This window comes from Archangium lansingense, from assembly GCF_026626635.1.
GTDB lineage: Bacteria > Myxococcota > Myxococcia > Myxococcales > Myxococcaceae > Archangium > Archangium lansingense.
This window is the reverse complement of record NZ_JAPNKA010000001.1, coordinates 10,331,344-10,342,784: the sequence shown is the minus strand read 5'-3', so window position 1 is coordinate 10,342,784 and position 11,441 is coordinate 10,331,344. Positions and strand designations below refer to the sequence as shown.

The following is an 11,441-nucleotide window of genomic DNA, read 5'->3' as shown; positions in this document are numbered from 1 at the left end:
GCCATGTCCTGGCTGAATCCACGACGTGCCCTCTCGGCATTGCGTTTTCTCCTGGTTGCCGGGCTCCTGCTGGGCCTTACCGCCCGCGCGCAACCGTTACAGATCCCTCAGTTCAGCACGCTGCCCATCGAGCCCGGCCTGAGAGCAGAGATCGAGCTCTTCTTCTCTCGTTGCGGCTTCCTGGCACCCCCTCTCCCCGGGCGGCCATTCGCCTTATACGACGTGGTGCTCTCGGGGCTGACTCCGAGCGGGCCATTCCAGCGGACCGGGGTGCTGTTCCTGACGGGCCCCATCACCCTCGTCGGGACCGACAACGGCATCAACCCGAACGATTTGATCCTGCTCTCTGGCACCCCCGACACGTTCCCCGAGCCGGGCGCCATCCGCTTCGCAACGAACTCCGCACTCACCAACCTCCTCCAGGCCCGGTGCTCCCAGGCGGCAATCGATTTCGCCTTCGTGGGAGCCGACCCGGTGGCCGGGCGATTGGACATCGTGCCCGACATCAACATCGCCGCCGCGGGTCCCTTCAACCAGTTCAACCTGAACGGTGGATTGTTCGCCAACGTGCTTCAGATCAAGGACGGTCTGATGCAGGTGTTCTTCCTGCAAGACGGGACCCTCCTGACCGGGCAGATTCAATTCCTCGGCACTGGATTCATCTTCCCCTCCACCGTCCTCTATCAGGCCAACATCGTGGGGCAGTTGAGGGGCACAGGCATCTTCTAGCCGCTTCCCCAGAGTCGAGCCGGGAGATCGCCCGTGGCCACCCAGAAGGCGTCGAAGCTGGACTCGCTCGAGAAGTTCCATCCGAAGAGCCGAAAGGAGTGGCGCGCCTGGCTCGCCGCGAAGAACCACCGTGCCAGCCAGTAGCGTCAATGACTCGTGCCCGGCTGCTCGGCGGTCGGGGATGAGCGGCTTGCCCCCGGACGCGCCAATGCCGAGCGTCCTCGTATGGATCCGATCGAACTCCTGACGCGGCAGCACGAGGAAGCCGAGCTCCTCTTCCAGCAGGTGGCGGTGGCGAGTGGTGAAGAGCGAACCCACCTGTTCCGCCGCCTCGCCTACCTGCTCACCCTTCATACCCATCTCGAGGAGCGCTTCTTCTACCCCGAGGTGAAGCTGGCCGAGACGAGCGAGCTGATCCGCCACTCCTATGACGACCATGCCGAGGCCACGGCGCTGATCACCCAGATGTTGCACCTCGACGTCAGCGACATGCAGTTCGAGCCCGCGCTGATCAGCCTCCGCGAGTCCGTCGAAGCGCACGTGGCCGAGGAGCGGTCCGTTCTCTTTCCCCAGGTGCGACGGTTGCTCTCCGCCGAGCACTTCGCGCGCTTGGGCAATGAGCTGGCGCGGGGAGTAAGCGAGCTGACGCAGCCAGGAGCTCTTCCGGCCGTCTCGCATGACTCTCAGCTCGGAACCTTCTAGCTCGGCTAGCGCCCAAGAGGAGCGGGGTACGGCTGCCTGCCCGTGCGGCTACCGCTAACGCAGGTAGCTGGAGAGGAGCGTGAAGCCAGCCTCCTCGACGGGCACTCGCCCCAGGAGAGAGGCGAGGAAGGAGCCTGCGTGGTCCGACAGGAGGACGACCCCGGTGTCCGCCTCCGCCGAGAAGCCGATGAAGCCGGCGTAACCGCCCGTCATCGCGGAGCGCCACACCACGGGCTTGCCACCCATGTTGGAGACGAGCCACCCGAGCCCCACGCGCTTGCCGCGAGCCTCCACGCGCGGGCTGTGCGTGAGCCGCAGGGCCTGGCCGAGTCCGGCATCCTCGCGCCCGAGGTTCGCGTCGAGGAAGCGCAGCAGGTCAGGCACCGTCGAGCGGATGGCTCCCGCTCCGGGCAGTGCCGGCCAGGTCCAGCCCGGTACCTGCATGCCCCGGGCGGTGTGGCCGGGAAGCAGGCGCCGCTCCTGCTCCTCGGAGAGGCGGACCGCGGTGGTGTCGCCCAGCTTCAGCGGCGTGCAGAGGAAGTCCCTCACCGCATGCCCATAGTTGAGCCTCACCCGGCGTGAGAGGGCGTGACCGAGCACGCCCAATCCAATGACGGACTCGGCGTACTTTTGCGGCGGCGGGTGACGAGGGTGGTAGCTCCTCAGGAAGGCCCCGAAGAGCTCCGCGGTGTAGTGGCCGTAGGGATCGGCCGGGTTCTGCTGAGGGGTCCGCAGGTTGGGCGGGAGGCGCGGCATGCCAGAGGTGTGCGTCGCCAGTTGCTCGAGCGTGATGTGGCCCGCGGCCTCATCCGGCAGGAGCGGCAGCGGGAGCAGCTCTTTCAGCGGTGTGTCGAGCTTCACCTCGCCCCGGTCCACCAACAGCGCGAGCAGGGTGCCGGTGAAGACCTGGGTGAGCGCGCCCAGCTCGTATAGCGAGTTCGTCGCGGGGAGCGGCCCTTCGCCACGGAGGGCCTGCACGTGGTGCTCTCCGCGGTGCGTGAGGCCCACGCACAGCGCGGCCGAGGGGTACGCGCGCAGGTAGCGCTGGGTGGCACGGAGGATTGTGTCGGCGGGCGAGCCAGGAGAAGCGGAAGTAGGCATGGGGGACGGTCACCAGCTTACGTCGACGTCGAAGTCCTGCCCGTTTCGCATCGTCACCGTGGTGGTGGCTCTGACGCCTGTCCTGCCCAGTCCCGCATCCAGGAGCCCGGCGATCAGATCCGGCTTGGCGTCTGGGTCCTTCCGGATGGAGACGCGGTACTGGCGCTGGCCGAGCGGCAGCACCTTCACGTCGTAGCGGAAGGTGTCGAGCGCCAGGAGGCTGGGGACTCGCGCCATGAGGCGATCCGGGCCGAGCATGGGCAGGCCCATGTCCACCACCTTGCCCATCCACGTCCGCAGGAAGCCCAGCCCGAGCTGGCGGCCCATTTCACGGTAGGCGGCCTCGCGAGCCATCCCGGGGTAGCAATGGCGCCAGGCCACCTCGAGCGCCGCGTTCCACACTTCGATGGGGTAGATGGCCTTGGGGTGGCGCGGGTCGTAGCCACACTCCCTCAGCGCGTCCGCGAAGGGCCCACTTGCCTTGAGCGAGTGGACGAACAACCCCTCGAAGAAACTGCCCTGCGTGGCCCGACCGGAGAAGGAGTCCTGCATGATACGCGTGCCAACGGCACGAGTCCGTATACAGGACCCTGTCCTCCTCGAACAGACTACCGGCACCTCATCCCGCTCGGCGCCACTCCGCGGGGCGGGCTTTGACCTGCTCGCGTACCGCCTGGCTCAACAAGTCCGTGCGCAGAGGACTCGACAGGAAACCCTGTGCCCCCAGGGCCCACGCCTGCTCCTCCTCTCGCGCCCGGCCCGCCAGCAGCAACCTTGCTTGGATGCCCCGCCGCTTCACGCTCTCCACGGACTGCACCGGAGCCAGGACCACGGTGTTCGAGCTCGCAGCTCGCACGTCCTGCGTGCGAGCCACACGCGCTCGCAGGCCCGCGTCCTCCAGCAGCTTCAGCAGTCCCTGGGTCGCGTGGACACCCCAGCCGTACACCCAGACCTCTGGCTTGGGCTCCATCGTGGGTTTTCCTGACGCTTCCACCCTCGGCAGTTCCCGCTCCGCGAGCCGAGTCTGGGCCGGGAACTCCTCCGTCAGCGGATCCAGCACCGGCAGGCCGCTCTCGCTCCGCTCGACGGTGGACGCCGCCTTACTGCCAGCCATGAGGCGATCCAGCATCAGGTACTCGGCGCGATCCGTGACCAGGGGCAGGTGCTCATCCGCCTCGGGGAGGGGAATCGGCTCCACCGGGCGCCGCGCGTCGAGGAGATGGGGATGGTAGAGCCGATCGATGGCGCGGGAGATGGAGGCATCGGTCGCAAGCAGCGTCACCACCCGCGCCTTGCCGCTCACGCGAGCCACTTCGTCCAGGGCGAGCGGATGCGCCGGAGCCGTGGTGGCCACCACCAGCACCGAGTCGCGTGGCCCCTCCTGCCGCAGCGGGACGACCCGGCAGTCCTCCGCCACTCGGGCCGGAATCACCTCCGCGAGCCGCGGGTCCAGCACCTCCGCGTCCAGGTCTACCGTTGGAAGCCGCACCTGCCGGGCCAGGGTCTCGAGCACCTGCTGTGCGGTGCAGAAGCCCATGTCCACCACCACCTGCCCCAGGGGCACGCCCCACTTGTTGTGGAAGCCCAGCGCCGCGCGCAGTTGCAGCTCATCCACGAGCCCGTCCTCCCGAAGCAGCTCTCCCAACCGTCTCTTCATCGCAGCGCCCTCTGGTGGTGACTCCCGAGGGCTCTTGCGTCTCGTGTGCCAACCCATGAAGGGCTCCGCGCTGCTGGGAACTGCCCCACTTTCAAGTGGTTGGCTCGGCCAGGGAGGTGCTCGGCCTGGTGACGGCACCCATCACCTGGTGACCGCTGTCATCACTCCAGGGCTGTCGTCATCGCTCCTGGCGGGAGCGTTTGTTAGGGTCCCGCCTCCCGATGCCTGCTGGACCCGACCTGTTCGCCGCTTCCGTTGATGTGAACCGCTTCGCCCCCCTGGCCGAGCGCATGCGCCCGCGCACGCCCGAGGAGTTCATCGGGCAGTCGCACCTGCTCGGCCCGGGCGCTCCCCTGCGCCAGCTCATCGAGCGCAAGGCGATTGTCTCCTGTCTCTTCGGTGGGCCTCCTGGAGTGGGGAAGACCACGCTGGCGCGCATGCTGGCGGCGAGCGTCGATGCGGAGTTCGTCATCCTCTCGGCGGTGTCCGATGGCATCCCCCGCATCCGCGAGGTGGTGGCCGAGGCCGAGCGCCTGCGCAACCAGTACCACCGGCGCACCGTCGTCTTCGTGGATGAGATCCACCGCTGGGCCAAGAACGTCCAGGAGCAGGCGCTGCCCCACGTCGAGAGCGGCCTCCTCATCCTCCTCGGAGCGACTACGGAGAACATCAGCTTCGAGGTGCGGCCCGCACTCGTCAGCCGGTGCCGCGTCTTCCTGCTGCGTGAGCTCACTCCGGCGGACCTCCGGACCGCGCTCCTGCGGGCGCTCTCTGACGAGAAGCGAGGGCTGGGGGCGCGGCGCCTGACCGTGAATGACGAGGCGCTCGGCGTGCTGGTGGAGGGGAGCGGGGGAGACGTGCGCAAGGCGTTGGGCGCGCTGGAGCTCTCGGCCCAGCTCACCGCGGACGGCGCGGAGATCTCCCGCGAGACGGCCCTCCAGGCCACGGGGACTCGCCTGGCCCGACACAACAAGGATGGGGACGAGCACTTCGATCTCCTCAGCGCCCTCCAGAAGTCGTGCAGGGGCTCCAACCCCCAGGGGGCCATCTTCTGGGCGGCGCGGCTGCTGCAGACAGGGGACTTCGTAGCGCTGTGGCGCCGGCTCAAGGTGATCGCCGTGGAGGACGTGGGCCTGGCGATGCCCGAGGCCATCAGCATCGTGCGCGCGTGCGAGGAGGGCTTCCACTCGGTGGGGATGCCGGAGGGGCGCATCTTCGTGGCCCAGGCGACCCTCACCCTGGCCACGGCGAAGAAGAGCAATCGCGCCTATCAGGCGATGGATGCGGCGCTGGCGGCCGTGGAGGCCCACCCCAACGCGGCCCCGCCGCTCCACCTGCGCAATGCCCCTACCGAGCTCATGAAGGAGCTGGGCTACAAGAAGGGCTACGAGGCGCCGTGGAACCACAAGGACCACTACGTGCCCGGGCAGACGTACCTTCCCGAGCCCCTGGATCGCTCCGTCTTCTACCGGCCCAGCAAGGAGGGCCATGAGGCGGAGATCCACGAGCGGATGAGCCACTGGTGGCGCGAGGACAAAGCCTCTCGCGGGGAGTGATGGCCGCGCGGAGGTCTCGCCATTCTTGTTGAGGCGCAAGCACGGTGCGGTGCGTCGAACCGCAGCCTGCTTGCCCCGACTCCGCGTGGGCTGCCTGTCACGGATTGTGCGTGGCGGATCGCCTCAGTCCCCAAACGCCAGACGGGCAGCGTGGTGCGCTACCAGTGGCCAACGACTCGAGTGCGCCGGACAGCGGCGAGACGCTCACCGTCTCTGCGGTCAGCATGCCCGCCACGGGTGGCTCGGTGGTGGTGTCCGCGGATGGCTCGGCGGTGGAGTTCACGCCGGCTCCGGGTTTCGTGGGGACCGTGACCTTCACGTAGCGTGGAGTTCACCATCCTCAAGATGAAGGGCATCGAGGTGGAGCGCGAAGCTCCCTGAGTCCGGACGCGAGGGGAGGGGAGCCAGGTACGTCCCCTCCGCCTCGGGGGGCTCGCTTCCCGTTCAATATGTTTTTATTGGGATTCAAGTCATTCTGAGAAAATAGTTTAGGCCGATTTTTCCAGGTCAGACCTATGGGCTAGAGCCTTGGGGGAGCGGCGTATCTGGCGCCGCATCTCTCACGGTTCTGAGCTCGAGGGGGCCATGGAAGCGACAGGAACAGCCTGGCGGGTGAAGTGTGCGGTAGCGGTGCTGGTCGGAGTAGTGGGTTGCGGAGGGGCGCGAGAGCCTGCCTCCGAAGCGACTCGACCGCGGAGCACGCCTGAGGCGTTGAGCTCGGCTCCGCCGGACTTCGTGATCACTCAGGTGAGCGGGCCCAACGGGCCGAATGGGCCGCAAGGAGTTACTGGCGGGTCCTCGTTCCGGGTGAACGTCACGGTCTGCAACCGGGGCGGCGAGACGCGCGGGGTGGAGCTGGGGCTCTACCTGTCGCAGGACGCGAACATCGTCCCGGGGCAGGATTCCTCCGTTGGCACGCTCTCGTCGAGCGCCCCCCTGGTGCCGGGGGAGTGCGCGGTGCGTGAGGTCATGGGCAGCGCCAATGTCCCCACGGGTGCCTGGTACGTGGGCGCGGTGGCCGATCCCACCAACCAGGAGCCGGAGCTCAACGAGAGCAACAACGCCCTGGCGGGTGGCCTGCTGGGCGTGGGCTCGCGGCCGGACTTCGTCGTCACTCAGGTGACCGGTCCCTCCAGCGTGAGGATAGGCCAGACCTTCACGGCGAACTTCACGGTGTGCAACGCGGGCACGGTCTCCGACAACACGACGGTGAACCTCCTGCTGTCCTCGGATGCGGTCATCACGGAGACGGACCGGGTCATCGTCGGCGGCTATTCCGTGGGGACGGTGCCAGCGGGTCAGTGCGTCTCACGTGCGGTGCAGACCGCTGTTCCGTCGAGTGTCGCGCAAGGAGCCTGGTACCTGGGCGCCTTCGCCGACCAGAGCAAGGTCCGAGTGGAGCTCATTGAGTCCAACAACACGCTCGCCGGCACGCTCATGGGCGTGGGCTCGCGGCCCGACTTCGTCATCACGTCGGTGACGGGCGCGCCGCGGATGGCGCAGAGGAGCGAGCAGTTCCCCGTCACTGTCCAGGTGTGCAACCAGGGCTATGCTCCTGGCAGCACCGTGGTGGAGCTGTACCTGTCCCCGGATGCGCTCATCACCCGGGAGCAGGACTACGTCATGGGCGGGACTCCCGTGGGCTCGCTGAACCCGGGGGCTTGCGCCACCGTGGTGGTGTCGGCCAAGGGCACGCCGCCCGCGGATGGGGAGTTCTTCCTGGGGGCCATCGTTGATGTCCCCAATGCGGTGGTGGAGCTCATCGAGAGCAACAACACGTTCACGGCCGGGCGGATCGGCATTGGCAGCAGGCCGGATCTCACCGTCACGAAGGTGACGGCGCCGGCCTACGTGGCCCTGGGGTCCCTCTTCGATGCCTCCGTCACGGTGTGCAACCAGGGCAACGCCCCGGGTGGCGCCCCCCTGGAGCTCGTCTTCTCGAAGGACGCGGTCATCGTCCCGTCTGCTTCGGTCCTGGGCGAGGGGGACCTCTCCGCGCTTCAAACGTCGGTGGCCTCCCTGATGCCCGGGCTGTGCACCACGCTCGCGGTGAAGCTCCAGGCGAGCTTCCCCTTCTCGCAACCGGACGGCGAGTACCGGCTGGGCGCGATCGTCGACCCCGGCAACATCCTGGTGGAGTTCTTCGAGAGCAACAACGCGTATGCCGGGAATGTCATGGGGATTGGCAACGGACCGGACCTCGTCGTCCAGTCGTTGAGCGCACCCACGAGCGTGGTGGCGGGCGCGAGCTTCGAGTTCTCTGCCACGGTGTGCAACCGCGGCACTGTGATGTCGGGCGGCACGGACCTCGTGGTCGCGCTGTCGTCGGACACGGAGCTCCTCCCGCCGGTGCCCCCGTCGCCGAGCGGGGACGTGTTCATCTACGGGACGTATGTGAATCCCCTGTTGCCGGGCCAGTGTTCCCAGGTGATGCGGTCAGCGGGCGCCTCCGTGCCGGAGGGCGCCTGGTATGTGGGCGCCCTCATCGACCCGCCCAACAATCAGTGGGAGCTCATCGAGAGCAACAACATGGCCGTGTCCGCCCTGATGGGCGTGGGCAGCAAGCCGGACTTCGTCGTCACGAAAGTGCAGGGGCCGGCGAGTGTCCACGCCGGTGAGCCCATCGTGGCGTCCGTCACGGTGTGCAACCAGGGCACCGTGAGTGGGTCCTCGGACGTGGCGCTCCTGGTGTCTCCCGACGAGACCTTCACCGCGCCGGGGCCGACGGGGGACCTCCTGGTCGATGAGCTGCCCACGGCCATGCTCGCCGCGGGTGCCTGTCAGACGATGCAACTGGGTGGCAGCGTCTTCGTGCCCGAGGGGCAGTACTTCCTGGGCGCCGTCGCCGACGTGAAGAACCTCCGGCCGGAGCTCATCGAGAGCAACAACGCGCGCTCGGCGGGCCTGCTGGGGATCGGCTCGAAGCCGGACTTCATCATCACTGCGCTGACGGGCCCCGCCACCGCACGACCGGGGGATTGGTTCCCCGCGACCGTCGAGGTGTGCAACCAGGGGACCGAGCCCGCCGCCACGAACGTGGAGCTGCTCCTCTCCCAGGATGAGTTTCCCACCGTGCCGGGGAGCCCGGGCTGGGATGGAGACTCGTCCATTGGCCGTTTCGCCACGCCCTATCTGGCGAGGGGCCAGTGCACGAAGGTGCCCGTCGAGACCTCCCTCCCCTGGAGTGGAGGGCCGGGCCGCGAGCTGCGCCTGGGCGCCATCGTCGACTCGCGCCAGGAGCGGCCGGAGCTCAACGAGAATAACAACGCGTACATCGGGGGCGCCGTCGGCGTGGGCCTGGAGCCGGACTTCGTCATCAAGGAGGTGAAGTCGGTTCCGATTGTGCCGCGGGGGAGCTCTTTCGAGGTGAGCCTCACCGTGTGCAACCAGGGCTTCAGCCCGGGCGGCACAGAGGTCCTGGTGATGCTGTCCTCCGATGCGATCATCACGGCCCCGCAGCCGGGAGGCACCATACCGGACGAGCTGCTGGGCTCGCTGTATACGGGGTCGCTCCAGCCGGGCCAGTGCTCGACCCAGAATGTGCAGGCGTATGCCAGCTCCGGGGTGGCCGATGGGGCGTACTACCTGGGGGCTGTCGCCGACCCGGGTGGCTCCATGGTGGAGCTGCTCGAGAGCAACAACACACGGGTGGGTGGGCTGATTGGACTCGGCGATGCTCCGGACTTCATCGTCACGAAGGTGCAGGGGCCCCCGAGCGCGAGGCCCGGCTCGCCCTTCGACGTGTCCGCCACGGTGTGCAACCAGGGAACCATCTCGGGTGCTCCCGTCGTGTCCTTCTTCCTGTCCCGGGACACGGTCTTCGATGGGCCGGGTGTTCCGCCGTTTGGGGACCGGATCGTCCACAGTGTGCCCGTGGGTAACCTGATGCCACGGCAGTGCCTCACGGTCCCGGCTCGTCCCCAGGCCCCGGAGGTGGGCGCCTGGTACGTGGGGGCGAGCGCCGCCAGTGGGAGCTCTCCGCCGGAACACATCGAGAACAACAACGTATACGTGGGAGGCGTGATGGGAGTCGGCGACGGGCCGGACTTCATCGTCACGAAGGTGGAGGGCCCGGTGGTGTCGCGGCAGGGTGAGCCGCTGCGTGTGTCCGCCACGGTGTGCAACCAGGGCACCGCATTCGGTGGTGCGTCCCTGGAGCTGCTCCTCTCCCGCGAGCCCCTGTCCTATCTGCCGTATCCTCCCTCCGCGGAGCCGTACCCGCTGGGCCTGGCGAATCTGAGCAATCTGGCGCCGGGGCGGTGCATCTCCGTATCGATGGATGGGTCCGCTTTCGTGCCCCAGGGCCCCTGGTATCTGGTGGGCAGCATCCACGACCACGCTGGTTCGGAGTTGCTCCAGAGCAACAACGTGCTCACGGGTGGGGTGGTAGGTCTGGGCTCCGGGCCGGAGCTCGTCGTCACGAAGGTGACGGGTCTGAAGAACGTGCTGCCGGGTGAGTCGCTCGCGCTGAGCGCCACGGTGTGCAACCAGGGCACCACCGGAAGTAGCTCCACGGACATAGTGCTCGTGTTGTCCTCCGACACGACCATCTCCGCGCCGCCGCAGCCGGACCCGGGGGACGTGCTCCTCGGGGGGGCGTCCATTGGCCCGCTGGAGCCGGAACAATGCTCCACGGTGCCGGTACCGGGCTCCGTGCCCTATCTGCAGGGGGTGGTGCTCTGGAATCTGGGCGCTGTCGTGGATCCGAACAACTTCGTGCAGGAGCTCATCGAATCCAACAACGTGCGTGTGGAGGGCCAGCTTGGCGTGGGCCATGGGCCGGACTTCGTCATCACGGAGGTGACGGGGCCGGTGCGCGCGTACCCGGGTGAGCAGAGCTCGCTGTCCGCCACCGTGTGCAACCAGGGCACCACCGAGGGGTATACGGGGCTCGCCATCGGGCTGTCCTCCGACGCGGAGCACCTGTCGCAACCCCCTGACGTTTCGTGGCTCGTGGACACCTTCGTGGGCTTCCTGCTGCCGGGCCAGTGCTCCACGCAGCAGTTGTCCGTTCCCATCTACACGCCCGGTGAGGGGGAGTATCTCCTGGTGGCCATGGCCGATTCGGGCAACTTCTCGTGGGAGCTCCTCGAGTCCAACAACCTGCGCGTGGGCGAGGTGGTGGGCGTGGGCCACGGGCCGGACTTCGTCGTCACGGAAGTCACGGGGCCTACGAGCGTGCGCCCGGAGGAGCCCTTCGAGGTCTCCGCCACGGTGTGCAACCAGGGGCTCGCGGTGAGTTCTCCGGAGGTGTCCTTCTACCTCTCGCAGGATGCGCTCATCGTCCCGCCGGGCGTGCCCTTCGAGGATTGGGACAACGAGTTCATCCGCACCTTCGTGGGCACGCTCGTGCCGGGACAGTGCACGACGGTACAGGTGCTGTTCCCCGGCCTGAGCGCTCAGATGGGGTCGCACTACCTGGGGGCCGCCGCCGATCCAGGCAGGTATGTGGTGGAGCCCCTCGAGAGCAACAACACGCGGGTGGGCCCGAGGCTGGGCGTGGGTAACGGGCCGGACTCCGTGGTGGTCCAGCCGTAGTGCGGAGCGCGGATGAGGTCGAGTGAGGAGACCTCATCGCGCGAGTCAAGAGGCGTGATGCACCCACCGCGCCGCACTGAAGTGCGGTGGGGCTTCCACGTAAGTGCCTGTGACGACTTGGTCCCGCGACGTAGCGCTACATGTTCGTAGCTGAGAAC

The 11,441-nt window shown here is 67.9% G+C and carries 8 protein-coding genes; 5 read left to right on the top strand and 3 right to left on the bottom strand.

Annotated features, from left to right (window positions below; all coding sequences use genetic code 11):
• The first annotated feature begins 3 nt into the window (after positions 1-3).
• On the top strand, positions 4-729 hold the full coding sequence (locus tag OV287_RS41190; protein ID WP_267539508.1) for a hypothetical protein: 726 nt from the start codon (positions 4-6) through the stop codon (positions 727-729).
• 225 nt (positions 730-954) lie between these two features.
• Complete coding sequence (locus tag OV287_RS41185; protein ID WP_267539507.1) at positions 955-1,431, top strand: hemerythrin domain-containing protein; 477 nt, start codon at positions 955-957, stop codon at positions 1,429-1,431.
• Between the two features lie 54 nt (positions 1,432-1,485).
• Here OV287_RS41185 and OV287_RS41180 read toward each other — a convergent pair whose 3' ends face one another.
• The 3 genes from OV287_RS41180 to OV287_RS41170 form a co-directional block, all read right to left on the bottom strand.
• A complete protein-coding gene (locus OV287_RS41180; RefSeq protein ID WP_267539506.1) occupies positions 1,486-2,532 on the bottom strand; it encodes a serine hydrolase domain-containing protein in 1,047 nt (348 codons plus the stop codon).
• Positions 2,533-2,541: 9 nt separating this feature from the next.
• On the bottom strand, positions 2,542-3,084 hold the full coding sequence (locus tag OV287_RS41175; RefSeq protein ID WP_267539505.1) for a DUF2378 family protein: 543 nt from the start codon (positions 3,082-3,084) through the stop codon (positions 2,542-2,544).
• A 67-nt stretch (positions 3,085-3,151) separates the two neighbouring features.
• Complete coding sequence (locus OV287_RS41170) at positions 3,152-4,189, bottom strand: GspE/PulE/PilB domain-containing protein (RefSeq protein ID WP_267539504.1); 1,038 nt, start codon at positions 4,187-4,189, stop codon at positions 3,152-3,154.
• 221 nt (positions 4,190-4,410) lie between these two features.
• Between OV287_RS41170 and OV287_RS41165 the strand changes: the two genes are divergently transcribed.
• From OV287_RS41165 to OV287_RS41155, 3 genes are all read left to right on the top strand, one after another.
• Positions 4,411-5,745, top strand: coding sequence for a replication-associated recombination protein A (locus tag OV287_RS41165; RefSeq protein WP_267539503.1), 1,335 nt, complete (start codon positions 4,411-4,413; stop codon positions 5,743-5,745).
• A gap of 44 nt (positions 5,746-5,789) precedes the next feature.
• On the top strand, positions 5,790-6,068 hold the full coding sequence (locus tag OV287_RS41160; protein WP_308809781.1) for an Ig-like domain-containing protein: 279 nt from the start codon (positions 5,790-5,792) through the stop codon (positions 6,066-6,068).
• 262 nt (positions 6,069-6,330) lie between these two features.
• Positions 6,331-11,283, top strand: a complete 4,953-nt coding sequence (locus OV287_RS41155; protein ID WP_267539501.1) for a CARDB domain-containing protein — start codon at positions 6,331-6,333, stop codon at positions 11,281-11,283.
• Positions 11,284-11,441: the final 158 nt, after the last annotated feature.

Bases quoted from the DNA above. Each gene is read 5' to 3' on its own strand.
- OV287_RS41190 (WP_267539508.1), top strand. From the start codon at position 4: ATGTCCTGGCTGAATCCACGACGTGCCCTCTCGGCATTGCGTTTTCTC.
- OV287_RS41185 (WP_267539507.1), top strand. From the start codon at position 955: ATGGATCCGATCGAACTCCTGACGCGGCAGCACGAGGAAGCCGAGCTC.
- OV287_RS41180 (WP_267539506.1), bottom strand. From the start codon at position 2,532: ATGCCTACTTCCGCTTCTCCTGGCTCGCCCGCCGACACAATCCTCCGT.
- OV287_RS41175 (WP_267539505.1), bottom strand. From the start codon at position 3,084: ATGCAGGACTCCTTCTCCGGTCGGGCCACGCAGGGCAGTTTCTTCGAG.
- OV287_RS41170 (WP_267539504.1), bottom strand. From the start codon at position 4,189: ATGAAGAGACGGTTGGGAGAGCTGCTTCGGGAGGACGGGCTCGTGGAT.
- OV287_RS41165 (WP_267539503.1), top strand. From the start codon at position 4,411: ATGCCTGCTGGACCCGACCTGTTCGCCGCTTCCGTTGATGTGAACCGC.
- OV287_RS41155 (WP_267539501.1), top strand. From the start codon at position 6,331: ATGGAAGCGACAGGAACAGCCTGGCGGGTGAAGTGTGCGGTAGCGGTG.